Origin of the sequence: Sorangium sp. So ce281 (genome assembly GCF_051527395.1) — a bacterium.
GTDB lineage: Bacteria > Myxococcota_A > Polyangia > Polyangiales > Polyangiaceae > Sorangium > Sorangium cellulosum_B.
Genome location: NZ_CP150322.1, coordinates 4,174,104 through 4,200,179, shown reverse-complemented (window position 1 = coordinate 4,200,179; position 26,076 = coordinate 4,174,104). Strand labels below are relative to the sequence as shown.

The 26,076-nt window shown below is 73.8% G+C and carries 13 protein-coding genes; 8 read left to right on the top strand and 5 right to left on the bottom strand.

What is annotated here, in order from left to right; genetic code table 11:
- Positions 1 to 26 precede the first annotated feature (26 nt).
- Entirely contained in the window at positions 27 to 950 is a 924-nt protein-coding gene (gene rpsB, locus WMF27_RS15880) for a 30S ribosomal protein S2 (RefSeq protein WP_437944242.1), read from the bottom strand.
- A gap of 320 nt (positions 951 to 1,270) precedes the next feature.
- Here rpsB and WMF27_RS15875 point away from each other — a divergent pair, with 320 nt between their 5' ends.
- Complete coding sequence (locus tag WMF27_RS15875; RefSeq protein ID WP_437768038.1) at positions 1,271 to 3,373, top strand: IPT/TIG domain-containing protein; 2,103 nt, start codon at positions 1,271 to 1,273, stop codon at positions 3,371 to 3,373.
- Positions 3,373 to 5,406 (top strand): IgGFc-binding protein, encoded by a 2,034-nt coding sequence (locus tag WMF27_RS15870; protein ID WP_437768039.1) that lies wholly within the window; start codon positions 3,373 to 3,375, stop codon positions 5,404 to 5,406. The genes WMF27_RS15875 and WMF27_RS15870 overlap by 1 nt, the downstream gene beginning before the upstream one ends.
- Before the next feature lie 10 nt (positions 5,407 to 5,416).
- Here the strand turns inward: WMF27_RS15870 and mutS are convergent, their stop codons facing one another.
- The 3 genes from mutS to WMF27_RS15855 all read right to left on the bottom strand — a co-directional run bounded on the left by mutS (position 5,417) and on the right by WMF27_RS15855 (position 12,951).
- Positions 5,417 to 8,167, bottom strand: a complete 2,751-nt coding sequence (mutS, locus tag WMF27_RS15865) for a DNA mismatch repair protein MutS (RefSeq protein WP_437768040.1) — start codon at positions 8,165 to 8,167, stop codon at positions 5,417 to 5,419.
- A 117-nt stretch (positions 8,168 to 8,284) separates the two neighbouring features.
- Positions 8,285 to 11,200, bottom strand: coding sequence for a hypothetical protein (locus WMF27_RS15860; protein ID WP_437768041.1), 2,916 nt, complete (start codon positions 11,198 to 11,200; stop codon positions 8,285 to 8,287).
- On the bottom strand, positions 11,197 to 12,951 hold the full coding sequence (locus WMF27_RS15855; RefSeq protein ID WP_437768042.1) for a hypothetical protein: 1,755 nt from the start codon (positions 12,949 to 12,951) through the stop codon (positions 11,197 to 11,199). The genes WMF27_RS15860 and WMF27_RS15855 overlap by 4 nt, the downstream gene beginning before the upstream one ends.
- 659 nt (positions 12,952 to 13,610) lie before the next feature.
- Between WMF27_RS15855 and WMF27_RS15850 the strand changes: the two genes are divergently transcribed.
- From WMF27_RS15850 to WMF27_RS15835, 4 genes are all read left to right on the top strand, one after another.
- Positions 13,611 to 14,741 (top strand): PP2C family protein-serine/threonine phosphatase, encoded by a 1,131-nt coding sequence (locus WMF27_RS15850; protein WP_437768043.1) that lies wholly within the window; start codon positions 13,611 to 13,613, stop codon positions 14,739 to 14,741.
- A 407-nt stretch (positions 14,742 to 15,148) separates the two neighbouring features.
- The gene (locus WMF27_RS15845) at positions 15,149 to 16,156 is read left to right on the top strand and encodes a hypothetical protein (protein ID WP_437768044.1); all 1,008 of its coding nucleotides are present in this window, start codon (positions 15,149 to 15,151) and stop codon (positions 16,154 to 16,156) included.
- A 308-nt stretch (positions 16,157 to 16,464) separates the two neighbouring features.
- Positions 16,465 to 20,523, top strand: a complete 4,059-nt coding sequence (locus tag WMF27_RS15840; protein ID WP_437944241.1) for a serine/threonine-protein kinase — start codon at positions 16,465 to 16,467, stop codon at positions 20,521 to 20,523.
- A 33-nt stretch (positions 20,524 to 20,556) separates the two neighbouring features.
- On the top strand, positions 20,557 to 21,294 hold the full coding sequence (locus tag WMF27_RS15835) for an OmpH family outer membrane protein (RefSeq protein ID WP_437768046.1): 738 nt from the start codon (positions 20,557 to 20,559) through the stop codon (positions 21,292 to 21,294).
- 117 nt (positions 21,295 to 21,411) lie between these two features.
- Here WMF27_RS15835 and WMF27_RS15830 read toward each other — a convergent pair whose 3' ends face one another.
- Entirely contained in the window at positions 21,412 to 23,526 is a 2,115-nt protein-coding gene (locus WMF27_RS15830) for a hypothetical protein (RefSeq protein ID WP_437768047.1), read from the bottom strand.
- Positions 23,527 to 23,590: 64 nt separating this feature from the next.
- Here WMF27_RS15830 and WMF27_RS15825 point away from each other — a divergent pair, with 64 nt between their 5' ends.
- Together WMF27_RS15825 and WMF27_RS15820 are read left to right on the top strand one after the other, a co-directional pair.
- Complete coding sequence (locus tag WMF27_RS15825; RefSeq protein WP_437768048.1) at positions 23,591 to 24,043, top strand: hypothetical protein; 453 nt, start codon at positions 23,591 to 23,593, stop codon at positions 24,041 to 24,043.
- A gap of 67 nt (positions 24,044 to 24,110) precedes the next feature.
- A complete protein-coding gene (locus tag WMF27_RS15820) occupies positions 24,111 to 25,778 on the top strand; it encodes a hypothetical protein (protein ID WP_437768049.1) in 1,668 nt (555 codons plus the stop codon).
- The last annotated feature ends 298 nt before the right edge of the window (positions 25,779 to 26,076 follow it).

The following is a 26,076-nucleotide window of genomic DNA, read 5'->3' as shown; positions in this document are numbered from 1 at the left end:
CGCCCAGGCGAGCGGCGACGTCGTCGTCACCGCGCCGCCCGAGCGCTGGGCCGCTCCGTTGCGGCTCGCGCCGCGCTACGACGCCTGCTGCTGGCGCGGACCGCCGCCGCGGCCGCCGCGGCCGCCCTGGTAGACGTTGATCTCGTCGCGCTGGCCGCGACCGCCGCCTGCTGCCCGCCCTCGCCGTGATCCTTGCGGCGCTGCGCGCCCTCGACGCACGCGTCCGCGACGCGGGCCGTGATCAGCCGGATCGAGCGGATGGCGTCGTCGTTGCCAGGGATCACGAAGTCGACGAGATCCGGGTCGCAGTTCGTGTCCGTGATGGCCACGACCGGGACGTTCAGCTTGCGCGCCTCGCTGATCGCGATCGACTCCTGGTGCGGATCGATCACGAAGATCGCGGCCGGGAGGCCGCCCATCCCCTTGAGGCCGCCCAGGTACTTCTCGAGCCGCTCGCGCTCCTTCTCGAGGCGGACGACCTCCTTCTTGAGCAGCTGCTCGTAGGTGCCGTCCTCCTTCATGCGCTCGAGGGTGCGCAGGCGATCGAGGCCCTGCTTGATCGTCCGGAAGTTCGTCAGGGTGCCGCCGAGCCAGCGGTTCGTGACGAAGTACATGCCCGCCCGGCGGGCCTCCTCCTGCACGATGTCCTGCGCCTGGCGCTTCGTGCCGACGAACAGCACGTGGCCGCCGCGGCCGACGGCGTCGGTCAGGAAGTCATACGCGCGCTTGAAGAGCCGCGTCGTCTGGTCGAGATCGATGATGTGGATGCCGTTGCGCGCGCCGTAGATGAACGGCCGCATCTTCGGGTTCCAGCGCTTCGTCTGGTGGCCGAAGTGCACGCCCGCGTCGAGCAGCGAGCGGAGCGGAAGCGGGAAATCCCCCGGCTGGGGGGCAACGGCCTGCATGGTGTCGGCCGCGGGGACGGATGCGGAGAAGCTGGTATCAGTCACGGCAGTGCCCTTTCGGTTGGTCCGCCGCTCCCCCTCCCGCGACCAACCCCATGCGCGGACAGGAGTGTCCGTGCTGCTGGGGCACCGGGCCGCGGAATGCCGTGGGTGCCAGGAGAGCGTGTGGATTCGGTTCTGCGGCAGCGAAGGCGAGGATTCAGCCTCCGCTGTCCCCCTCGTCACGAGACCGCGAGAAGGGGGGCGGTTTGCTACCCCGAGGCACCTCGCTTGTCAAGCGACGAAGCCGCCACCTCGGCGTGCACAATTTCCGTGTGTTTGCGTGTGTCTTCGCGCGGCTCTCCGCGCAGGCGTACACTCGCCTCGTGCGAACCGCATCACGAGGCTTTCTTACCGCACGCTTCGCTCCGGTCTGCGCAGGGCTCGCGATCGTCTCTGCGTGCATCGCCTCGGCGCCGGAGGGCATCCGCCGGCAGACCGACGGCGATGGCGGCGATTTCGGCGTGGACCCGCAGACCACGTCGACGTCATCGTCGGCCGGCGCAGGGCTGCCCGGCGGCGATCCGCACGCGCTGCTCGGCGCGGACCCGACGCACGGGCCGTTCAACGGAGGCCAGCGCGTCCTGCTCCACGGCAACGGCTTCAGCTCCCAGGTCCGCGTCTGGTTCGGCGACGTCGAGGTCGATCCGTCCGCGATCGTGCCCATCGATCCCAGCCGGGTCCAGGTGGCGGCGCCGCCTGGCGCGGCGGGCCCGGTGGAGCTCGCCGTGCAGAACGGCGACGACACGTCGACCCGGCGAACGCTGCCGGGCGGCTACGTGTACGACGCGCTCTATGCGTCCCCGTCGAGCGGGCCGATCTCCGGCGGGACGACCATCGAGCTCGTCGGCCAGGGCACGCGCTGGAACGAGAGGACGGTCGCGAAGATCGATCAGAAGCCGTGCACGTCGCTCGCCGTCCAGGAGCCGACGCGGCTCCTGTGCACGGTGCCCCAGGGCACGCCGGGCGCGAAGACGATCTCGGTGACGACCGGCGGCGAGACGATCCTCGTGCTGGACGGCTACACCTACGAGGACAGCGAGAACGGCTTCAAGGGCGGGCTCAGCGGCGCGCCGCTCGCCGGACGGCTGAAGGTGCTCGTCTACAACAACTTCACGGGGGATCCGATCCCGGGAGCGAGCGTCGTCGTCGGCACCGACACGACCTCCCCGATCGAGGTCGACGCGTCCGGCGTCGCGGTGATCGAGGACGCGTCGCTCGATTCGCCGCGCACCGTCACCGTGGCCGCGACGTGCCATAGCCCGATCTCGTTCGTCGACGTGCCGGTCGACACGGTGACCGTCTACCTGGATCCGGTGCTCACCCCCGCGTGCGGCGCGTCCGGCGATCCGCCCCCGCCAGTCGGCGGCAAGGTCGGCAGCGCGGGGGCGATCGAGGGCGAGCTCGTCTGGGACACGTCGCTGGACCCCGGGAGCGTCGCGTGGGGCAACATCCCGAGCCCGCGCCGCGAGACCGAGCGAAAGGCGGCGTACCTGTTCACGACGGGCGCCGATCCTCTCGCGACCTTCAGGCTGCCGTCCGAGTTCCAGGCGCTCACGCCGGAGACGTCGGGCAAGCTCGGGCACGGGTTCACGATGTACATCGCGCCCGGCAACCGCACGATCTACGCGCTGGCGGGCCTCGAGGATCGCTCGACGACCCCGCCGCGGTTCACGGCGTACGCCATGGGCGTGGTCCGCGGGATCCCCGTGCTCCCGAACGAGTGGACGAGGGAGGTGTTCGTGCGGATCAACCAGCCGCTCGACCACGCGCTCTCGATGGACGTGAGGGCACCGGCAAAGGGGCCGAAGGGGCCGGATCGGATCCAGGCGAACGTGTCGCTGATGATCGGCAACGACGGGTTCGCGACGCTCCCGATCGGCGCACAGAGCCCGCTGATCCCGTTCGACGGGGGGCTGACGTTCGTGGGCGTGCCGCCGCTCGCCCGCGATCTGCTCGGCGCGAGCTACCACTCGTCCGCGCGCGCGGTGACCGGCCAGGCGGGGCTGGCGCCGCTGTCCGTCGTCGGGCGGGTCCTCTCGACCAGCACGAGCGAGCCCGTGCGCATCGGCGACTTCGTGGGGGTGCCGACGCTCGAGGCGCCCGCGCAGAACGGCGCCTGGGATGGGTCCCACCTCGCGACCTCGTTCGGCGCGGGTGCGCCCGTCGATCTCAGCGTCTACGACATCGCGAGCGGAAACGGCCTCATCCGGTGGACCGTGGCCGTGCCGGCAGGGTCGCACGCCGTCGAGGTGCCGGACCTCCGGCAGCTCGGGCTGGAGCACGGCGCGCTGCCGCCGGGGCCGCTCACGATCGGGGTGTACGGGGCGCGGATCGACGGCTTCGATTACGGCAAGCTCGTCTACCGGCAGCTCAAGCCGGCGGGGATGGCGGCCTACTCCCTCGACAGCTTCAACGCGCACCTGTGATGAGCGCCCCGCCCCACCCGACGCGAGCGCGCAGGCCGGCGCGCGCCCGATCGCGGCACGCTGCAGCCGCCGCCCTCGTCGCCGTCGCCGCGGGGCTCGGGCTCGCGCCGAGCTGCTTCGACAGCGGCACGCGGTGGGGGGAGCGGCCGGAGGCGCCGCCGCCCTGCACGGCCGGCGACGTGCGCTGCGGCGCGGAGCTCGTCCGCTGCGAGGAGACCGGCGCAGGGCTGGCGTGGGTGACGCTCGACGACTGCGCCGCTCGAGGGCTCGTCTGCGCGTCGGTCGAGCTCGGCTGCCGGCCCTGCGTGCCCGCCGCGCACTCGTGCCGCGATCAGGACGTCGTCGTCTGCGACGCGGACGGCCGCTTCGGCCGCGTGATCGACACGTGCGACACGGAGGCCGGCGAGGCGTGCCGGAGCGGGAGCTGCCAGCACCTCTGCGCCGTCGCGGAGCTCGAGCGGAGCAACGTGGGGTGCGAGTACTGGGCGGTCGATCTGGACAACGCGCGGATCGACGCGACAGGAAACGCGGCGGCGCAGCAGTTCGCGGTGGTGGTCTCGAACCCGCAGCCGGACGTGCCGAACGAGATCCGCATCTTCCAGGACGACGGCGCGCCGGGCGACGAGCCCGCCCCGGTGGAGATCGCGAGCGGGCTCATCGCGCCGCTCTATCTCCAGGTGTTCAAGCTGGGGCCGCGCGAGGTCGATGGCAGCCCGGAGGGCGAGTACAACACGGGCACGCACACGGCGCTCACGCGGCACGCGTACAAGATCACGTCGAAGTTCCCCATCGTCGCCTACCAGTTCAACCCGCTGGAGAACGCCAACGTGTTCTCCAACGACGCCTCGCTGCTGAAGCCGCGCGAGGCGCTGACGTACAGCCCGGGCGCGATGGCGACGGCGTACGTCGTCACAGGGTGGCCGCAGACCATCGCGGTCACGGACGATCCGGACACGAACTTCGATCCGCAGAACCCGATCGACCTTCGGGCGTTCCTGACCATCGTCGGGACGCGCGAAGGGACGACCGTGCAGGTGACGACGACGGCGAGGGTCGTGGGGGGCGGGCCCGTCCCGGAGACGCCCGAGGGCGGGTCGATCGAGGTCAAGCTCGGCGCGTTCGACGTGCTCAACCTGGAGAGCGGGGGGTTCAACGCGGACTTCACCGGCTCGATCGTGAAGGCCGATCAGCCGATCGCGGTCTTCACCGGGAGCGAGGCCTCGGACGCGCCGCACTTTGAGGTGCTCGCGGATCGCCGCTGCTGCGCCGACCACCTGGAGGATCAGCTCGATCCGACCCGGACCGCCGGCAAGCGGTTCGCGGTGCCGCACACGCCGAGCCGGTCGCTGACCGTCAAGAAGGCCGGCGCGCGGATCGAGGCCGTGCCCGAGCCGGAGTACGTCAGGATGGTGGCGGCCAGCGGCAAGGGCGCCGTGATCGAGACGACCCTGCCGCCGCCGGACGATCGGATCACGCTGTCGGCGCTGGGCGAGTTCCGCGAGGTGACGGCGTGGGGCGACTTCATGATCGAGAGCTCCGAGCCGATCATCGTGTCGCAGATCATGGCCAGCCAGAACGCGACGGGGGTCAAGCAGGGGCTGCCAGGCGGAGACCCGAGCCTCACCATCCTGCCGCCCATCGAGCAGTTCCGGCCGGACTACGTGTTCCTGACGCCGGACAAGTACGCGTTCGACTTCATCTCGGTGGTCGCGCCGCGGTCGGCCGTCGTGCGGCTCGACGACGCGACGCTCGGGCCGGACGAGTGCGAGATCGCGCCCGCGGACGGGCTCACGGAGGCGCAGCGCGGGGGCGGCGCGCCGTCGTTCGTCGTCTACCGCTGCCAGCTGAGCTTCGCGGCGATCGATCCGGCGCGGCAGGCGCCGGACAACGTGCTGCCGGGGATGCAGCGCGACGGCGTGCACTGGCTCACGGCCTCCGCGCCCGTGGGGCTGCTCGTGACGGGGTTCGACTCGTTCGTGAGCTACGGGTACGCGGGCGGCACCGAGCTCCGCGAGATCGCGCCGCCGGACTGAGCCGCCGCGGTCAGCCGCCGCCGCCGAGGAGGCCCTTCAGCTTGGCCACGAGCCGCAGCGCGTCGAGCGGCGCGAGCCGATCGACATCCACGGCGCGGAGGGTCTCGATGACGGCCGACTGCTCCGGCGGCACCGAGGCCTGCGCGGGGGCGAACAGGTCGAGCTGCGCGGCGCCGCCGCGCGTGCGGCCGCGGAGGGAGGCGTGCTTGCCGCCCGGCAGCGCGGCGCCCGACTCCAGCGTCGCGAGGATCGCGCGGGCGCGCGCGAGCACCCCCTCGGGGACCCCCGCGAGCCGCGCGACCGCCACGCCGTAGCTGCGGCTCGCGGGGCCCGCCTCGAGCTTGTGGAGGAAGATCACGTCGTCGCCGTGCTCGCGCGCGGCGACGGAGTAGTTCGCGATGCCCGGCGCGCGCGCCGAGAGCTCCGTCAGCTCGTGGTAGTGCGTCGCGAACAGGGCGCGGCAGCCGATCGCGTCGAACAGGTGCTCCGCCACGGCCCACGCGATCGCGAGGCCGTCGTACGTGCTCGTGCCGCGGCCGATCTCGTCGAGGATCACGAGCGATCTCCGCGTCGCGTCGCGGAGGATCTCGGCGGTCTCCCGCATCTCCACCATGAACGTGCTCTCGCCGCGCGCGACGTTGTCGCTCGCGCCCACCCGCGAGAGGATCCGGTCGACGAGGCCGATCTCCGCCTCGCGCGCCGGGACGTAGCTGCCCATCTGCGCGAGGACCACGATCAGGGCCACCTGACGCATGAGCGTCGATTTGCCCGCCATGTTGGGGCCCGTGATCAGCCAGAGCCGCTCGCCCGAGAGATCGAGGCGGGTGTCGTTCGGCACGAAGTGCCCCGCGGCCGCGTAGCGTTCGACCACCGGGTGGCGGCCGTCGCGGATCGCGAGCGCCTCGCCCGCCGTGACGTGCGGCCTCACGTAGTCGTTGCGGTGGGCGACGTCCGCGAGGGCGGCGGCGACGTCCCACGCCGCGAGCTTGCGCGCGAGCGCGCGGAGGCGGCCCTCGCTCTTCGCGACGAGGGCCCGCAGCCGGTCGAAGAGCGCGGTCTCCCGCTCCAGCGCGCGCGCCCCGGCGTGCTCGATCTTGTCGGCGAGCTCGTCGAGCTCGTCGCTCGTGTAGCGCTCGCCGGTCGCGACGGTCTGCTTGCGGCGGAAGGTCTCCGGGACCTTGGCGATGTGCGCGCGCGTCACCTCGATGTACCAGCCGAAGACGCGCGTGTACTTGACCCGGAGCGAGGGCGCGGCCGTCTGCGTGCGCAGCTTCGCCTCGAGCGCGAGGATGAGCTCCGTCGCGTTCTTCTCCACGCCGCGCGCGTCGTCGAGCTCCTTGTCGTACCCCTCGCGGAAGATGCCGCCCTCGCGCGTGTTCGGGGGCGGCCGCTCGATCAGCGCGGCGGTGAGCTCGGCGCACACGTCGGCGACGACATCCAGCGCCGCCGCCTCGGCGAGGAGCGGCTCGGCGCTCGATCCGGCCGCAGCGGCGTCGCTGCCCCGCGCGGCGGCGCCGTCGTCGCTCCGCGCCGCCGCCTTGCCGAGGTCGGGGATCGACCGGACCGCGGCGATCGCCGCCGGGGCCGCCGTGAGGCCGTCGCGCAGGAGGCCGAGGTCGCGCGGCGTGGCCTCGCCGAGGAGCGCGCGGACGCTGAGGCGCTCGAGGTCGCCGACGCCGCCGAGCGCCTGCCGCAGCTCGCCGCGGGCGCGCGGGTGCGAGACGAAGAGCTCCACCTCGTCGAGGCGCCGGCGGATGCCCGCCAGGTCGGCGAGCGGCGAGAGCAGGCGGCGGCGCAGGAGCCGGGCGCCGCCCGGGGTGACCGTGCAGTCGATGACGTCGAGCAGGGTGCCGCGGCGGCCGCCGTCCGCGGCGCGCACGAGCTCCAGGTGCGCCTGGGCCGTCTCGTCGATGCGCAGCGTGCCCGAGGTGTCGTGCGGGGCGATGCGGCGCACCGGGATGCGCGCGCCGGGGCTGCAGCGGCGCGCGAAGCGCAGCGCCCGCGCCGCGGCGCGCACCGCCGGGAGCGGGTGCTCGGCCAGCGCCGCGGCCGAGATGGGCTCGATCGCGGCGTCGTCGAGGATCGAGGCGACCTGCGCGCTGTCGAGCTCCTCGTCGTCGCGCAGCGCCGCCCGGCAGGCGAGCGAGGCCGCGGCCGCGCGGACGTCCGGGAGGTCCCGGGCGATGAGCGCCTCGCGCGGATCCGCCCGGGCGAGCTCCGCGAGGAGCGTCGCGGCGTCCGGGACCGACGTGGCCGAGAGCTCGCCGGTGGAGAGATCCAGCAGCGAGAGGCCGTAGGGGCCCCCCGCTCCGAGGGCGTCGCCGCGGGGCGCGCCGCCGCCGTCGACCGCCGCCAGGTAGTGGTTGGCGCGCGCGTCGAGCTGCTCGGTCTCGGTGACGAGCCCCGGCGTGACGACGCGCACGACCTGCCGCGGCACGAGCCCCTTGATCTTCGACGGATCACCGCACTGCTCGCAGATCGCCACCTTGTGGCCGAGCGCGAGCAGCCGCGCGATGTACCCGTGCGCCGCGTGGTGCGGGACGCCGGCCATCGGGGACTCGTCGGGCTCGCCCTTGTTGCGGCTGGTGAGCGTCAGGTTCAGCGCGCGCGACACGAGGACCGCGTCGTCGTTGAACATCTCGTAGAAGTCGCCCATCCGGAAGAAGAGGATGGCGTCGGGGTGGAGCGCCTTCGCATCCTCGTACTGGCGCATCACCGGCGTCAGCTTCTTCCTGGCCACAGGCTGCTCGGACGGCTGCATCGCCGGCGTCTTAGTCTCGACCGCCGGGGAGGTCCACGCGCGAATCGCGCGTTTGTTCCGCTGTTTTCGTGGAAATATCGGCGCCGAGACCGCAATGCCGCGGGGCCGGCAGGCGGCTCAGCGGTACCGGCGCGTCACGGCGACGTCGCGTGAGCTCAGCAGGAACAGGCCCTGGACCGAGCCGTCGGTGACGGCGAGCTGGCCCGTGGCCGGAACGAGCTGGATGGACTGCGGCTGGAGCTCCGGTGTGTCGCTGATCGCCGCGAGGTCCAGGGCGAGCGGCCTGAACGCGCCCTGGGTGGTGAAGCGGAACTGCATGTCCTGCTCGGGCACGCCGCCCGTGACCGCGAACCGGAACATCGGGTTGAGGAACGCTCCCACGTCACCGTCGGTGACGCGCCCGTCGCGCGGCGTGTGGACGACGCGCCCGTTGAACCGCGAGAGGCGCGTGTCGCACGAGTTGCGGCAATAGCCGCCCGCAGGATCGGCGATCACGTGGTGCAGGAAGCCGGCGCCGTTGCTCCGGACGACCCACTGGCCTCCGGCGCGGATGCCGAGCTGCACCGAGCCGGCGAAGCAGCACGCCGCGAACTCGACCTCGTCCGTCCGCTCGAGCTCGAGGTGGTCCTCGTAGGCCTCGACGATGCGGAGCGCCGGGCGCGACGTGATGACGCTGCCGTACTTCGCGTTGCAGGTGTCGAACGAGCAGACGGCCGGGTCGACGCTCTTCCAGTAGGTGGCGTCTTCGTCCGGGAGCTCGGACGTGATCTGCGCGAAGTCGGCGAGCTGCTCGGCGCGGGTCTCGGCCTCGCCCTCCGGGACGCCCGCGGCCTTGAGCTGCGCCGTCACGCTGGTCAGGCTCTGCACGCCGCGGCGGCAGAAGCGGGCGTCGGTGCCCCTCAGGTGGAGGTTCTCGTCGAAGGCGATGGAGGCCCGGGTGATCGACGTGAGCACCCCCTCGTACGTCACGGTCCACGTCTCGTTGGCGATGTGCACCCGCGGGTCCTCGAGGTTCATCGTCAGCGCGTGCTGCGGCCCGCCGGACCTCAGCACGAGCCCCCGCTCGTCGAGCTCGCTCTCACCGCTGTCGCTCGACGCGATCGCCTCGCGCTGCACCCCCACCGCGAGCCCGAGGTCAGGCGCGGCCCCCTCGGACGGGAACGTGGCGCGCATCTTCGGGCTCTCGCCGGAGAGCGGCACGACCGCGCCGCTGCGATCGTAGAGGATCGGCAGGCCCTGCACGCCGGGCTCGATCTGGCCGGAGCCGTCGCTCGCCACGATGTAGGTCTCCGAGCGGACAGCGTGCGGGAGGACGACGTTGCACGACGCCTCGCCGCTCGTCTCGAGCGGCGGGCCGCTCGGCGAAGCGTCCGCGCCGCAGCCCGCGCGGGCGCTCTGGCGCTCGGGTCCGCGGCACGCCGCGTCGAGGTCGTCGATGTCGACGATCGCGACCTGCCCGTTCGTGAGCGCCATGTACGCGAACGTGCCCCGGAGCTTCAGCGGGCCGGCGCCGGAGTCGCGATCGGTCGACGTGCGGTACAGCGTCTCGAGGTCGCACGACGTGACGCTGCTGTCGCACGTCCTGAGCTCCGGGAGGGGGCTGCACCGGATCCCCCTCGGCACCACGCCCGTCGCCGGGAGGCTCCTCGGGACCTCGCGCTGCACGATCGCGAGATCGCGGACAGGCGCCGGCAGGCGGATGCGGTCGGGCGGCTGGAACGGGTTCCAGTCCGGGTTCTCGCGAGAGAGCGGCGACCGGCTGGACGCGTCCTCGCCGACGTCGTCGCTGACGTCGAAGACCATCACGCTGCCGTCGCCGGCGTCGACCGCGTAGAGGTAGCGGTTGAACTCGGGGGGCGACGCCTGGCTCACCGCGAGGCGCCTCGTCGTGACGACGCGCCCGGGGTCGAGCGTCGACGCGGGCAGCAGCGGGGGCTGCTCGCGCGGCTCGCAGGGCGTCGGGAGGTCGACGACGTGGATCACAGGCGCGTCGAGATCGGCGATGAACAGCCGGTCGCCGGAGAGCGCGAGCCCCGCGGGCCGGGGCTTGTCGAAGGCCTGCTCCGGGCTGGCCGCGACCGCCGGCTGAGAGCACGACACGTCGTCGGGCGACACGTCGCCGGGCGGCGGCTCGTCGGGCGGCGCGGCCGGCGGGAGCGAGACCTGGAGAGGGACCCACCGCTCCACCTCGCACGCCTTGAAGCCGCCGTCCCTGTAGTCCTCGTGCTCGAGGAGCGTCTGCGCGTCGATCACGACGAAGCCGCCGAGATCGGGCAGGGTCACGAGGAGCTTCTGCCGGCCGCCGCCCTCCATGGCGAGGCTCCCGTTCGAGGTGGCGCAGACGTCGTCCACGAACGCGCCGGGGTCGCCAGGCGGGGTCGGCTCGGCGTCGTACGGGGGGGGGCCGGCGTCACACGAGCTGCGCACGTTGCCGTTGGCATCCGGTGGGTCGGCGAGGAGCAGCATCTCGCCCGGCGCCGAGGGGAGCGAGCAGGCCGGCCAGGAGCTGAGCGACGGGACCGGGCAGCCCTCGCGCGGCAGCACCTTCGCCGACGGGAGCGCGTAGATCCCCGCGCGCCCCGGCTCGGCGACGGCGACGAACGACGCGGTCCCGCCCGGCGTCGCGACGATGTCGACCGGCTGCGCGCCGACCGGGAGGAAGCTCGGGGCGGGCGTGCCCGTGTCCCGATCGACGATCAGCGAGGACTCGGTCGTCAGATCGACGACCGCGACCTCGCCGCGCGCGGTCTGCGTGACGAGGCCGTAGAGGTGCGGGAGCGTGGCCCTGCCCCCGTCCTTGGCGTCGACCTCGTAGTCGGTGGACGACTCGACGGTGCCGTACGAGCAGTCCGTGATCGGCAGCGAGCGCATCACGCCCGGCTTGTCGGGATCCGGCCGGTCGATGGCGAGGCAGACGAAGGCGCTGCGGCCGGACTGCGCCAGGGCCTCGACGGGGACCGGCGTGGCCTCCGCGGCGCACCCGGCGAGCGCCAGGCCGGAGGTGGAAGCGAGGAGCGCGAGGCGCGGCTTCATTGGGACTCCCGGGGCGGGACGGGCGTGCCCACCGTGAGGATCATCGTTCCGAACGTGTTCGCCTTGCGCATGCCGAACGTGTTCGTCTTGCGCATGTCGAGGTCGACAACGCCGAGGTACGAGTCGGTGAAATGCGCGATGTACATGAGGGAATAGGGTTCGCAGCCGGCGCTGCCCTGCTCGCAGTCGCAGCGCGCCTTCTCGTCATCGTCGCTGCACGTGGAGCCCGTGTCGAACGCGAGCGCCTGCGGCCCACGCCCGGTCTTGATGACGGCGTCGACTTGGCGCGCTTCCGGGTCGTAGGAGAACGCGAGCCCAGCGTCGAACGCGAGCGCGAAGACCCTCCGGCGAGGCACGCCTTCCAGGTCGATCACCTCACCGATCTCGATCCGAGACGGGTAGGCCCCGAGCACGGCGGAGTCGTGGAACGCGATCGTGTCGAACACCGAGGCCCGCTTCGCCGTGGGGACGTCCGAGTCCCTCTTGACCAGCGTCGTCGTCAGCTCGCCGATGAGCAGCGAGTTCGGGCCGCGATGCGCCACGTACACCGGGATCGGGATCTCCACGCACCGCTCGAGGCACTCGGCCACGTCTGCGTCATCCGCGCAGCCGTCCTCGCACGCCTTCCGCTCGCTCGCGTCGAACGCGATCCCGCGGGAGTTGGTGCCGCTCGCGAGCGCGGTGATCCGCGTCGGGGTCGACTCGTACAGGCGCGGCGCCCCGCCTGAAGCGGCGTCCTCATAGCGGAGCAGGCCGAGCTCCGGCGCCGCGAGGTACGTGACCGCGAACGCCGGCTGGTCGTCGATCGCCCACCCGCTCTGCTGCAGCGCCCCGAGCACGCTCGGGCGCGGCACGGCCGCGAGCTCCGTCGGCCCGAAGGCGAGATCCGTGAGGACGTGCGCGAGCTGCGGCCGCTCGCTCGCTTCCCAGCGGTTCACGATGACGCTCGCGGCGTTCTCCGTCTGGTGCGACACGACGATGCTCGTCCCGCCCGGGCCGGCGGCGATCCCGAACGGCTCCAGCGGCAGCTTGCGCCGGATGAGCTCCCGGCCCGGGTCCTCCCCGATGCGGTGATCTCTGCTGCAGCGCCCGCCCGCCGCGCTCGCGCCGCAGTCCAGCTGGAAGCAGGCATCGCCCTCGCAGCGCTGCGCGCCGGCGTCGTCGGACCGGTCGTCGGCGACGTCGAAGAAGGTCACCGAGGGGTCGCCGCGCACGGGCACGAACAGGCGCGCCTGCCGCTCCGCGCCGGGGTCGGCGCCCTCGCCGCTGAGCGGCCTGTGCACGAGGAGGAGGTTGGACGCGAACGCGCCGATCACGGCCGAGCTCCGGACGACCTCGTCGTCGCCCTCGAGGGCGGAGATGTCGAGCGGCCCGCACGGCCCCGGGTAGAGCGACGGCGCAGCGTTTGTCGCCAGCCCCACGTTCTTGCACGCACCGCGCACGGTGGCGTTCTGCCCGCCGGGAGCGAGCTCCGACTGGAGCGTGAGCGCCCGCTTGCGCAGCCGCTGGAGATCCAGCGCCTGGACCGTGCCGCCGTTGAACTGGAGATCGAAGTCCGAGTTCGCGACGTAGAGGACCCGTCCCCCGGGAGACGCCGCCAGCCCCGTCGGATAATAGAGCCCCTCGACCGGCGGCGGGAGGCCCTCGCCCTCGACGAAGCAGCCCGCGACCCCGAGCCCGCCCACGATCGAGGCCGCGAGGACGACGCCAACGATGCGAGGTGTCTGGAGAAGTGTGCGGGCGAGCTTCATGCGGGCGCGGAGACTAGTCAGCACCAGGAGCACTGGCAACCCGCTCCGCTCGGTGGGTTCGTTTGCGGCGGACACGCGCGGGCGCGCGGCGCTCCCGGCGGGCCTCATGGCGAACGAGCGGCAGGCGCCGCTGCGAAGGCCCTCGCTCCTCGCGCGCACCTGCCGCAGCGCAGCACGCCCGCGCGGCCTGCCCCGGGTGAGCGCACAGCCCGCCAGGCGCAGCCTCTTCCTGGCGAGGCGCGCTGCTCTGGGCGAGGCGCTCTGCAGCGGTCGCCCGTCACGGGGCGGGCAGCCCTGCGGCGGGGTGAGGTGGCGCTCCCCGCGCCGGGTGGTGCCCAAGGTGCGCCCCTGCAGTGTGAGCTCCGCAGGTCAAGTTCGACCAGGATCGATCGCCGTCGTCCGTCCCCCTGCACGTTGATCTCGGAGACGCGGCGCGCCTTTGCTACGTTGGTCGCCGGGACATGGCCGATCTCGCAGCCGCCCTTGTCATGGGAATCGCCCTTCTTGGGCTGATCTATTGGTATTTTCGCTCGAACAACGGCGACCGGGCCCGTCCTCGCGCGGCGACGGCGCTGACGCAGGGGGGCCCAGGAGCCCAAGCCCTCGACGAGGGGGAGGGAGATCTCGAAGATTCAACGACGAGGCCAGGCACAGCAGGGATGCGGGGCGACACGCCCGCGGGCGAGAGCGCCCACGCGAACACCGCAGGAGGTCACGGCCGCACCGAGCGGGTCTCGAGCGCCGACTGGAAGCGCTCGAACGGCCCATCGCGCTGCGACGACGACGACGCGTTCGACGATGACGACGACCTCACGCTGATCACGCTGGCGCCGCCGGAGGTGCTGCAGAGCACGATCAAGCGCGCGAGCGTCCCGTCGTACGGCGGCGACGACGACGACGATGATGATGACGACGGGCACGAGCGCGAGGAGCCGTCCGCCGTCCCCATCATCTACGACGACGAGGCAGCCGTCGACGAGCCGACCAGCTCGTCGCCGCTCCTGCTCATCAGCGCCGTCGGCCAGACAGACCCCGGTCAGAAACGCAAGAAGAACGAGGACTGCTACCTCTGCCTGGACGAGCACTACCTGTTCGCCGTGGCGGACGGCATGGGCGGCCACGCGGGCGGCGACGTCGCCAGCCGCCTCGCGGTCGACACGATCGCGCGCGCGTTCAAGGATCAGTCGTTCGTGGAGAGCGACACGGAGAGCCCCTACCCCGACGTCCCTCGTCGCGGCAGCGAGCTCGCGGTCGCGATCCAGCAAGCGAACCAGGCGATCTACGAGCGGGCCCACGCCGAGCGGAGCCTCACGGGCATGGGCACGACCCTCGTCAGCGCGCGGTTCTCGCCCAACAAGCAGCGCCTCTACATCGGTCACGTGGGCGACAGCCGCTGTTATCGCCTGCGCGACAACGAGCTGACGCAGCTCACCACCGATCACACGATGGGCGCCGCGGGGATCACCGGGCCGATGGCGAACCACCTGAGCCGGGCGATCGGAATCTCCCCCGCAGTCAAGGTCGATCTGATCATCGCCCGGCCCCACCCCGGCGACGTCTACCTCCTCTGCTCCGACGGCCTCTCGAAGATGACGAGCCACGAGGCGATCCGCGACATCCTGCTCGCCGAGCCCGATCCCGAGAAGGCGTCGCAGGCGCTCATCGAGAAGGCGAACGCGGGGGGCGGGCGGGACAACATCACCGTCATCCTCGTCCGCGTCAGCGACCCCAAGGACCTCGCGCGGCTCGCCTCGCGCGCTGGCGCCAGCGCCGGCGCCAGCGCTGGCTGACCGCTCGCCGGCCCCTTCCCCCCCTCGCCCCCTCCCTCCCCTCCAGCGAGATCGACCGCGCACGGCGCTGACCGAGAGGTCCGCGCGGCCGGCGGAGCATGCCCGCCGCGCGCAGGCCATTGCAGACAGCGTGTCTGCATTGCCACCAACCCCGACGGATTCTCATGCTCCGCGCGGGGCCAGCTGCGTGCATACGGACGAGTGGTCACGCTCGTCACGGATCCGGATCCCGCTCGCGCGTAATCGCGATTTCGAGGCCATTACCATTCAAGCGCCTCGATTATCACATCAATTGACACCAGCCGGGATCGCGAAGAGAAACGACGTGAGCTCTTGACGCGCTTTGCCTCGAGAGCGCTTCATGGCGGCCACGGATGGCTCGTCCAGCGGAGCCGCCGACCGGGGATATGGCACGCTCCTTTCTCTGCATGATCGTCTTCGCCTCTCTGCTGCTCAGCGCGCCGTCGCGCGCGGCGGAGCCGGCACGCCGCGCGCTGCGGCTGCGCTACAGCGAGGATGCGCAAGCGGCCTCGTGCCCTGGAGAGCGCGCGCTGCGCGAGCGGATCCGGCTTCGCGTCGGGTACGATCCGTTCCGCGAGGACGCGACCGAGGAGGTCGCCGTCGCGATCAGGCCTCACGGCGCCCACGTCGTCGCGACGACGACCTACCGGAACGCCGACGGGCGGGTCTCCGGCCGAGGCTTTGACCTCTCGCACGGAGACGGCGCCTGCGAGCAGCTCACCCAGACCGTCGCGGTCGCGATCTCCTTCACGCTGACGCCGTTCGCGAGCGACGAGCAAGCGCCCGCCGCGCCGCCTCGCCCGGAGATCGCGCCGGTGCGCCCGGAGCCCGCGAGCAGGCCCGGCGAGCCGTGGAGCTCGGCGCGGGTCGGCGTGGGCGCGATAGCGGGGCTCGGGGTGCCCGAGGGGCTGTTCGGCGGCGCCTCCTTGCTCGTCAGGGTTCGCTGGTCACAGAGCCTCTCCTTCTCGCTGGAGAGCCGGGGCACGTTCGTCGTCTCGACGCCGAGCGCGCTCGGACACGGCGAGGTGTCGAGCCCGGACGCCCCGAGCCCCGGCGGGGGCACGGACGCGCGCTCGCCGTACCTGCGCACGCACACGAGCGGCGCCTTCGCTCCGTGCCTTCACACGGTCGACCTGCTCGTCACCTGCGCGCTCGTCGAGATGGGCGTCGCGCAGGTCGGCGATCGGGCCGCCCCCGCCACCGACGTGTCCCTGCTGTTCATGGCGCTCGGGCTCCGCGGCGGGATCGAGCTCGCGCTCAACGACACGCTCTCGTTCTATACCCACGCCGAGGTCCTCGCCGCGCTCGGGCTCGTCGACCACCCGCTCGCCGGCGCGCTGAGACCTCCGCGTCCGAGCGCTTCCCTCGGCGCCGGGCTGCTCGCGGGGTTCTGAGCGCACGGAGGGCCCCGCGCGGGCAGGAGGGTGGTGCGGACGGCACGGCGGCGCGGATCCTGGCTGGAATTTTCGAGCGCCGCGTCCCGATCGCGCCGCTCACGGCGGCGCTACGCTGCGGAGCAGCACGACGATGGCGCGCGATTCGGGCTTCGGCCCAGGTCGCCCGCCGGCGCTCCGCGCCGCGCAGGGCGCCTTCTCGCTGGCATGAGGACGCGAGGTTCGCGTAGCCTATCCGGACGGTGCTCCCGGAGTTCACCGACCCGACCGACCGCTTCATGATCGAAGCCCGCAGCCGAAGCGGCGGAATGGGTGATATTTTCAAGGGCACGGATCAGAGCACCGGCGCCGCGGTCGCGCTCAAGGTCCTGCGCGCCGCCGCGTCGCCCCAGGAGCGCGCCCGCTTCGCGCGCGAGATCTCGATCCTCGCCGATCTGCGGCACCCCAACATCGTTCAGTACGTCGCGCACGGCACCTGGCTCGACGGGCGCCTGTTCTTCGCGATGGAGTGGCTGGACGGCGAGGATCTAGGGCAGCGCCAGCGGCGCGCGCCGCTCGGCCTGCGCGACTCGGTCGAGGTCGTCCGGCGCAGCGCCGCCGCGATGGCCGCCATCCACGCCCGCGGCGTCGTCCACCGCGACCTCAAGCTCTCCAACATCTTCCTCGTCCGCGGCAAGGGCACCGCGATCAAGCTGATCGACTTCGGCGTCGTGAAGCTCGCGGTCCCGGACGACTGCCCGACCGAGCGCGGCACGATCATCGGCACCCCGCATTTCATGGCGCCCGAGCAGGCGCGCGGCGAGGCGGTCGACGCGCGGGCCGACGTGTACTCGCTGGGCGCCGTCCTGTTCCGCCTGATCACGGGCAGGAACGTGTTCGAGACCGAGAACGCGATCGCCCTGCTCAGCCGCCTCGCGGTCGAGGATCCCCCGCGCTCGCAGCAGATCCGCTTCGACGTGCCCGAGGCCCTCGACGAGGTGCTCGCGCGCGCCATCGCCCGCGATCGCGAGCAGCGGTACGAGAACGGCGGCGAGCTGGCGCGCGCGCTCGCGCGGGTCGGGGAGCTGAACAACGATCCCCCCGCGACCGACAGGTCCGCCTCGATCGTCCGGCGCGCGGCCGCGCAGGAGGTCATGCCGGGGCCCGCCGGGCCGGGCGACGAGCGGCCGCAGGTGCGGCTCGCCAGCAGCGAGCGGCGCGTGATCGCGTGCGCGCTCTTCGAGCTGGGCGCCGGCCCGCTCCGCCCCGCGGTGGACGCCGCGCTCCGCGAGGTCCTCGGCGACGACCCGCGGTTCGAGCCGCTCCCCGACGGGAGGCTCGTCGCGGCGCTCGGGGTGGAGCGCTCGCGGGGCGACGAGGCGGCGCGCGCCGCGCGGGCGGCGCTGACCGTGGCCCGCTCGACGCCGGGCGCGCGGGCCTCGGTCGCGGTCGGGCACGCCGTCCGCGGCAGGGCGAGCCTCGCCGGCGAGGCGCTCGATCGCGCCGCGCAGCAGCTGGAGTACGCGGCGCCCGGCGCGGTCCGGATCGACGCCCACGCGACCGCGGCGCTGGAGGGGCGGTTCGTGGTCCAGGAGGACGCGCGCGGCGGCGTGATCATCCACGAGGACGCGGCCGGCTTCGACGCGCGCAAGCTCGCCGGGCTCCCCGCGGCGCTCTTCGGGCGCGAGCGCGAGCTCGCCAGGCTCCAGGGCATCTTCAGCGAGATCGCCGAGGACGGCGCGCCGCGCGCGGCGATCGTGACGGGCCCCGCCGGCATCGGCAAGAGCCGCGTCCGCGCGGAGCTGATCCAGCACCTCGAGACGGCGCCGCACGCGCCGATCGTCCTGCTCTGCCGCGGCGACGCGATGAGCCAGGGCGCTGGCCTCACGACGCTGGGCCGCGCCCTGCGCGCGCTCATGGGCATCCGCGACGGCGAGCGCCTCGAGGACCAGGTGCAGAAGGTGAGCGCCCACGTGGCGATGCGCCTGGCCCGCCCGCTCCGCTTCCTCGCCGGCTTCATCGGGGAGCTCGCCGGCGTGCCCTTCCCCGACGAGGGCAACGAGCCGCTGCGCGCGGCCCGCGAGAGCCCGCAGCTCATGGAATCGCGCACGCGGATGGCGGTGGAGGCGTTCTTCCGCTCGAAGTCCGAGACCGCGCCGCAGATCCTGGTCATCGAGGACATGCACTGGGCCGACAGCACCACGGTCGAGCTCGTCGATTGGCTGCTCGGCTGCGCCGATCTCCGCTTCGGGGTCTTCGCCTTCGCGCGGCCCGAGCTCTCCGCCCGGTTCCCGTCGCTGTGGGAGCACCGCGACGTGACCCGCGTGACGCTCCCGCCGCTGTCTCCGGAGGCCGCGGATCGGCTCGTGGCGAGCGCCCTCCCGCAGGCCGACGCGGCCACGCGCGGCGCCATCGTCCAGCGCGCCGGCGGCTACGGGCTCTTCCTGGAGGAGCTCATCCGGTCCGCCGCGGAGGGGCGCGACGGCGTGCCGCTCGGCGTGCAGGCCCTGGTGCAGGCCCGCGTCGATCGCATGTCGAGCGGGGTGCGCGGGGCGCTGCGCGCCGCGTCCGTCTTCGGCCAGGTCTTCTGGACGGCGGGCATCGCGGCGCTGCTCGAGCGCGCTGTGGGCGCGGAGCTCGCCGAGCTGGAGGCGGGCGAGATGATCGCGCGCCAGCTGGAGCCGCGGGCTCCGGGGCAGGTGCAGTGGGCGTTCCGGCAGGCGATCGTGCGCGACGCGGCGTACGCGTCGATCCTCGAGGAAGACCGCGCCGCGCTCCACCTCGCCGCGGCCGCGTGGCTCGAGTCCGCGGGCATCGATCCGGGGCTGATCGCGCGCCACGCCGAGGCGGGCGGCGACAAGGCGCGGGCCGCGCTGCTCTACGCGCGCGCGACGCGGGACCCGGCGGCGAGCGGCGCGGAGCTCGACGAGGCGCTCGACCGCGCGACGCGCGGGCTCGCCTGCGGGGCCGAGGGGACGACGCGCGCGGCGCTCCTGGTGCGCCGGGGGGAGCTCCTCGAGCTCCTCGGCCGCCTCGACGAGGCGCTCGACGCGGCGGAGCAGGCGTCGCGCCTCGCGCTGCCCGGCTCGGATCTGTGGGGCGAGGCGCAGGTCGTCGCGGTGACCTGCATGATCGAGGCGGGCCAGAGCGCCGAGGGCGACGCGCGCGCCGCGTCCGCGCTCTCTCCGCAGTTCGCGGCGGCGCTCTCGCGGTCGATCCGCGCGAAGCTCCTCGCGTCGCGCGTCCGCGCCTTCGCGGCGCTGGGCCGGCCCGCCGAGGCGCTCCGCGCCGCGCACGCGGCGATGGAGGCCGCGCGCGGGAGCGGCTCGACCGACGCGCTCCTCCACGCCCGGGAGGCCCACCTGGCCGCGCTGATGCACGCCGGCGATCTGGCCGCCGCCGCCTCTCTGGGCGCGTCGCTCGTCGCGGACGCCGACGGGGCCGGCGACGCCGTCATCGCGGCGAGGGCCCGCGTGAACACCGGCTCGGCGCTGAACCAGCTCGGCCTGTTCGAGGAGGCGCAGGCGCTGCTCGAGCGCGCGCTGCTCGACGCGCGGAGCCGGAAGCTCCGGGCGATCGAGGGGTTCGCGCTCCACAACCTCGGGATGTCGTGCGCGCGGCTCGGCAACATCGAGGAGGGCGTCGCGCTCGAGCGCCAGGCGAGCGAGATCGCCGACGCGTGCCAGATCTCCCGCCTCAGGTTCGTCGGCCGGCTGTACGAGGCGCTCTTCCTCGTCTGGCGCGGCGCCCCCGGTGACCACGCGACCGCCCACGCCGTCGCGCGCTGGCTCTGCGAGGAGGCGGCGCACCACGCGGCCGCGCAGCGGGCGATGGCGAGCTTCGCGATGGCCCGCGTCCAGCTGGCGCGCCGCGAGCTCGGGGCCGCGGTCGACGCGGCGCGCGAGGCCTCGCGCCACCTCGCGGGTGGGCCCATCGAGGAGTGGAGCGACGCGATCCGCGTCACGCTCGTGGAGGCCCTCCTCGCGATCGGGGACGAGCGCGAGGCGAACGCCGCGCTCGACGCCGCGTTCTCCGCCCTGGCCGCGCGCGTCGAGGCCCTGCGGGATCCCCGCCAGCGCGACGCGTTCCTTCGGGGGAACGACGACGTCGGGCGTCTGATCGCCCTCGCTCGAGAGCGCCTCGGCCGGTCGCTGCCCTCGACGTCGCGGCCGCCGCACGCGGCGGACCCGTCCGCCCAGCGGGCCGGGGCGCCGCCGCGGAGCAAGGTCGCGAAGACCGCCGGCGCCTCGGGACGGAAGGAGCGCGCCGAGGCGCCGAGCAACAACGATCCGGCGGCGCACCGGGGCGCGAGCCCTGCGCAGAGCAAGGACGCGCACCCGGAGGGCGCGGCGGCGGCAGCGCACGAGAAGGGCGCGCCACGTTCTTGACGTTGGGTGGCCGGGTAGCTAAGGCCATCCGCGATGCGAAACAACGCTCCTGAGCGGCTCGTCGCGCGCTGTTCCACGTTCTCCACCCCTGCGCGTCCGGCCGGCGCGAGCCAGGGTGCTGCGCTGGCAGCCCGCTCGACCTCGGGCCGGTGGCTCACGGCGCGCGTCCTGCCGCTGCTCGCGGCCGCGGCGCTCGGCAGCGCGGCGCTGCTGTCGCCCGCGCCCGCGTCGGCGCAGTCGAAGATCGCCGTCGTCGACGTGCGCCGCGCCATGCTGGAGACCGAGGAAGGGCTCCGCGTCCAGGCGACGCTCAAGAAGCTGTTCGACAGCCGCCAGGTGGAGCTCGACACGAAGCGCCGCGCGCTCGACGACGAGCGGGACAAGCTCGACAAGGAGGCGCAGGCGGGCAAGACGCCGAAGGACGTGCTCCAGCGCAGGTTCGAGACCTGGCAGCGCCAGGCCGCCGAGTTCCAGGCGACGACGCTCGACGCCCAGCGCGAGATGCAGCGCAAGGAGAGCGAGCTCACCACGCCGATGCTGCAGAAGGTGCTCGGCCTTCTCCGGCGCCTCGCGGCGCAGGAGGGTTACGACCTCATCCTCGACAAGTCGGCCGTGCCCTACTACCGCGCCGATCTCGAGCTCACCGATCGCGCGATCCAGATGTACAACAGCGGGCAGGCCGGCGAGGCGCCGCCCGCGAAGGGCGCGCCGCCGGCCAAGGGCGCGCCGCCCGCCGCCCCGGCGAAGCCGGCCGCGCCCGCCAAGAAGTAGCCGCGTACGTCGCTCGAGGGGCGCCGCGTGGCTCACGCCGCGCGGCGCGATGTCCTCCGGGCCGAGCACCGCGCCCCTCCTCGCGCTCGGCTCGGCTCGCCGACGTCCGCGCGCCGTTTACGCTGCTACGCGCCGGCGGGGCCTCGTCCAGCGGCCCGGGGCGCCGGAGGCGCGCGCCGCGATCGGCCGCCAGGCCTGGATCGCCTCCTCCTGCGCCACCACGAAGTCGTGCGGATCGAAGCGCACGAAGTGCCCGGTGCGGAGGATCAGCTCGCGCTGGAGCAGCCGGCGCTCGCCCGGGGTGACCCGCCCCGTGTCCAGCTCGTCGAGCACGACGTCGGGCGTGTAGGGGCGCCCGCGGCGGTAGCGCGCGCTCATGTCCCAGCCCTCGCAGCGCTCGCGCCAGAAGGCCCGCCAGCGCGCGGCGTCCACCGTGGGCTGCTCCGCCATCTCCGGCGCCGGCGCCTCGGGCAGGTCGTTGGGATCGCTCACCAGCTGCGCGAGCTTGAGCTCGCGAGGCTCGCCCACGTCGGGCTCGGGCGGATCGGCGACGAAGATCTCCTCGTCCTCCACCGCGACCTCCTCCCACATCCCCGCGCCGGTGATCCGCTCCAGCGCGTAGGCCGCGGCGAGCTTCACGTCCCCGTCCACGTCGCGCTCGAGCAGGTCGATGAGCAGCGGCGCCGCGGCGGCCGCTCCAGCCCAGCCCACGGCGAAGATCAGGCCGCGGCGCGGCGCCTCGGCGACCCGCGAGGCGAGCAGCCGCGCGTCGGCCTCGTCGCCCGCGAGCGCGAGCAGGAGCGCCGCGACGTCCGCGCCGTCGGCCTCGTCCAGCGCGCCGCGCAGCGCGGGCGGGGCGTGCGGGTGATCCGAGAGCGCCATGGCCGTCCAGGCGGCCTCGCGCAGCGCCGGGTCCGGCGCCGCGGTCGACGCGAGCGCCCGCTGGATCAGCTCGGGCAAGCGGGGGCACGGCGTGCAGCCGAGGTGGTGGAGCGCGCACGCCGCCACGGGGGCCTCGTCGTCCGACGCCGCCGCGACGAGCTCGTCCTCGGTCGCGAAGCCGCGGTAGGCGAGGACGTCGATCGCCATCGCGCGGACCAGCGGCTCGGGCTCGCGGAGCAGGCTGCGGAGCGCGAGCGGCAGGTGCTCGTGCGGGACCAGCTTCAAGGCAGCGCCGAGCGCGTCGATGAACGCCCTGTCCTTGCCGCTCCGGAGCAGCGCGAGCTCGGCCGCGGCGAGCGCGTCGCGGCCGGCGAAGCAGCCGAGCACCATCGCGCCCGCGAACGCGACGCTCGCGTCCTTCACGGGCGCGTCGGCCACGAGCCGCGGCACGTGCTCGAGCGCCGGCGCCCCGATCGCCGCGATCACGTCGATGGCCGCGAGCATGCGCCGCTCGAGGATCAGCGCCCCGCGGAAGGGATCGCCGAGCAGCGGCGCCCGCTGCATGCCGACCATCGCGACCTCCTCGAAGCACTCGCGGGCGCGGGCGCGGAGGAAGGCGAGATCGTCGATCGCGTCGCCGATCTCGGGCGCGAAGCCCGGCGGCACGGGGCGCGCAGCTCCCTCGTCCGGGCGCGCCGCGGGCGGCCGCACCTCCGCCGCCGCGGGGAGCGCGCCGGGCGCGGGCGCCTGCTGCTTCAGCGCCTCGACGGCGGCCGTGAGCTCCTCGAACGTCCGCGGCCGCGGGATCGGCGGCGGCGGCTTCGCGACGAGCTCGGCCGGGGGCGGCTCCGGGACCTTGATGAGCGGCGCGAGCGACGCCCGCTGGACCGCATGCAGCCGCGGCCGGTCGCGGCTCGCCAGGATCGGCGGCAGGTCGAGCGGCGGCGCCGGCGGCACGAGGGCGAGCCGCGCCGCGGCTTGCTCGAGCCAGCCGCGCGCGCCCCGGAGCAGCTCGTCCACCGCCGCGAAGCCGGCGTCGAGCCCGAGCGCCTGCCCGATCTGCGCGGCGATGTCGTCGGTCTCCGCCAGGGCGGCACGCACCGCGCCGAGGGGTTCGGCGCGGCCGTCGAAGGCGTCGTAGATCGCGCCGAGGGCCCGCTCCAGGGCGCGCGCGGGCCCGGTCAGGTCGGTCACCGGTTCGACGTCGTGCTCGAGCGACAGCGCTGCGCGGCGGAGCGCGGCGTGCGCGTTCTCGAGCTTGTCGTGGGCGAGCACGTCCGTGCCGGCGGGCGCGGAGGGCTGCCCCTCCTGACCGCCTGGCGCGACGAAGGGCAGGTATGAGAAGGACACGCGCCATGAATACACCTGCGCGAAGGGGGCCCCAAGACGCGCGCTGAGGTAGCCTGCCCGGACGATGAAGGATGCTCCGCAGAGCGCGCAGAACGTCGACGACGTCGAGGTGTACGCGACGCTGGCCGCCCAGCTCGCAGACCCGAGCGCCGACCGCGTGGCGCTCCTCGCGGCGCACGGGCTCGACGAGGCCGGCTGGGAGGCGCTCGACGACGCCTGGCAGGCGCGGCTCTCCGAGGCGGACGACGACGACGGCGAGGAGGTGGGCGTGCCGCCGCTCGTCGTCGCCTTCGCCGAGACGTTCGCGAGGGTGCAGCGCGCCCGAGCGAAGAGCGAGCTGTCGTTCGAGCGCTTCCTCGAGGCCGCGCGCGGGCTGAAGCGGGGCACCGACATGGCGACGGTGCTGAGCCGCCTGGACCTGACGCTCGAGGACTACCTGAGCGCGCAGCAGCGATGGACCGCGGCGATGCTCGAGGACGACGCGCTCATGGCGCGGTTTCAGCGGGCGATGAGGTAACCGGGACGGCCGCGGGGCGACATCGACCGGGCCGCCGCAGCGCGCCGCCCGACGGTGACGAGGGGGTATGTTCGTGGACATGGTGGGGCGCGACGAGGAGGTCCGATCGATCCGGCTCGAGGAGCTCGCCGCCGTGGCCGGGGCCCTCGAGGCGGGCCTGCCGCGCGACGAGGTGCTCGCGGACGCGGGGCTCTCGGCCGCGGCGTGGGAGGCGGAGCGGGAGCGGTGGATGTCCAGGCTCGCCGCTCAGGCCGCGCGCGGGCAGCTGCGATCGAGTCGCCGGTACCTGGAGCTCGTCGCCGCGCAGAAGCGCCGCGCCGAGGAGAAGGCGCGGGGCGCGCGCAGGAAGCTGGAAGGGCCGATGCCGGTGGCGCCCGCGGCGCGCATCGCCCCGCTGCAAGGGGCGCCCCGGGATGGGGCGACGCCGCCGCCGGCCGCGGGCGTGAGCGACGAGGGGGCTGCGCGATCTCCCTGGGCCAGGCTGAACGCCGCCGCGCCGCCGGCCGGGGTCGTGCAGCCCTCGCCGTTGCCGCCGCCCGGGGTCGTGCAGCCATCGCCGTTGCCGCCGCCCGGGGTCGTGCAGCCATCGCCGTTGCCGCCGGCCGTGCCGTTGCCGCCGGCCGTGCCGTCGCTGCTCTCGACGGTGCCGTCGTCACTGCCCATGCCGAGCCTGGAGCGGCCGTCCACGGCACCGCGAGCCCGCATGACGCTCCTCGGCACGACGTCTCTCCCGAGCCGGGATGCGCTGCCGTTCCGCCAAGACGTGTCGAACGCGCCCGCGGTCGAGGGTGCAGCGACGTCACCGGCAGACAGCCCGGAGATGGAGATGACGAGCATCGGCACGGCCGGCGTGCTGGCGGCCGACAGAGCCTTGCCCTTCTCGGGCACGGCCCCTCTACCTCCGCTCGACGCCGCGCTGCCCTTCTCCGGCACGGCCCCTCTACCTCCGCTCGACGCCGCGCTGCCCTTCTCCGGCACGGCCCCTCTACCTCCGCTCGACGCCGCGCTGCCCTTCTCTCGCCCGGCCTCCTCGCCGCCGGCCGCCAATCCCTGGCCCTTCTCTCGCCCGGCCTCCTCGCCGCCGGCCGCCAATCCCCTGCCCTTCTCTCGCCCGGCCTCCTCGCCGCCGGCCGCCAATCCCCTGCCCTTCTCTCGCCCGGCCTCCTCGCCGCCGGCCGCCAATCCCTTGCCCTTCTCTCAACCGGCCTCCTCGCCGCCGGCCACCAATCCCTTGCCCTTCTCGCGACCGGCCTCCTCGCCGCCGGCCGATAACGCCTTGCCGTTCTCGCGACCGACGCCCTCGCCGCCCGCCGGCAACGCGCTGCCCTTCGCTCGTCCCGGCCAATCGCCCGCGCCATCGCGGCCCGCCAGGGGAGAGATCGCTCCGCAGCCGCCCCAGATCCCGACGGGGAGCTGGGCCCTGCCCTTCCTTCAGCCAAGCGCCGTCGAGCCGCCCGCGAGCCCCGCGCCCGCGGAGCCCGCCGCGCAAGCGCACGCCGGCGTGGATGACGAAGAGACGATGCGCCGCGTGGAGCGGATCTCCCTCGCGCGGTACGCGCGCCTGTGCGCCGACCTGCGCGACCATCCGAATCACATCCCGCAGATCCAGAGCCACTATGGGTTGACCCCACAGAGCTGGATCGCGCTCCACAGGAGTTGGCACGAGCGCTTCGAGTCCGATCCGGCGCTCAAGGCGCAGTGGCAGGCGCTCGTCGACCAGAGCGCCCAGAGCTGAGGACACAAGCGCTCGAGTCGGGCGCCGCTCAGCGCTGGCGTCGAGAGGTGTCGAGGCTCGCCGCGCGTGGGTCTATTTTGATTGACATCGGCTATGTGAACGTTCACAGTGCGGTCCCGGGGCATCCTTTTGCTTCGCCGTGGACAGCCTGCGCTCGTGACCTCGCCCGCTGCACTTCGGGGGCGAAGCGGCGCCATGGGCGGAGCCTCTTCCGATCCCTCGACGGGAGCGGGATACGCGGACGGCGGAACGACGGCACACGGCGCCGTCACCACCGATGAAGGCGGCGGCGACGTCT

Excerpts from the sequence above, each read along its gene's own strand:
- WMF27_RS15850 (WP_437768043.1), top strand. The coding sequence starts at position 13,611 with ATGCGGGGCGACACGCCCGCGGGCGAGAGCGCCCACGCGAACACCGCA.
- WMF27_RS15870 (WP_437768039.1), top strand. The coding sequence starts at position 3,373 with ATGAGCGCCCCGCCCCACCCGACGCGAGCGCGCAGGCCGGCGCGCGCC.
- WMF27_RS15845 (WP_437768044.1), top strand. The coding sequence starts at position 15,149 with ATGGCACGCTCCTTTCTCTGCATGATCGTCTTCGCCTCTCTGCTGCTC.
- WMF27_RS15820 (WP_437768049.1), top strand. The coding sequence starts at position 24,111 with ATGTTCGTGGACATGGTGGGGCGCGACGAGGAGGTCCGATCGATCCGG.
- WMF27_RS15825 (WP_437768048.1), top strand. The coding sequence starts at position 23,591 with ATGAAGGATGCTCCGCAGAGCGCGCAGAACGTCGACGACGTCGAGGTG.
- mutS (WP_437768040.1), bottom strand. The coding sequence starts at position 8,167 with ATGCAGCCGTCCGAGCAGCCTGTGGCCAGGAAGAAGCTGACGCCGGTG.
- WMF27_RS15860 (WP_437768041.1), bottom strand. The coding sequence starts at position 11,200 with ATGAAGCCGCGCCTCGCGCTCCTCGCTTCCACCTCCGGCCTGGCGCTC.
- WMF27_RS15835 (WP_437768046.1), top strand. The coding sequence starts at position 20,557 with ATGCGAAACAACGCTCCTGAGCGGCTCGTCGCGCGCTGTTCCACGTTC.
- WMF27_RS15840 (WP_437944241.1), top strand. The coding sequence starts at position 16,465 with ATGGGTGATATTTTCAAGGGCACGGATCAGAGCACCGGCGCCGCGGTC.
- WMF27_RS15855 (WP_437768042.1), bottom strand. The coding sequence starts at position 12,951 with ATGAAGCTCGCCCGCACACTTCTCCAGACACCTCGCATCGTTGGCGTC.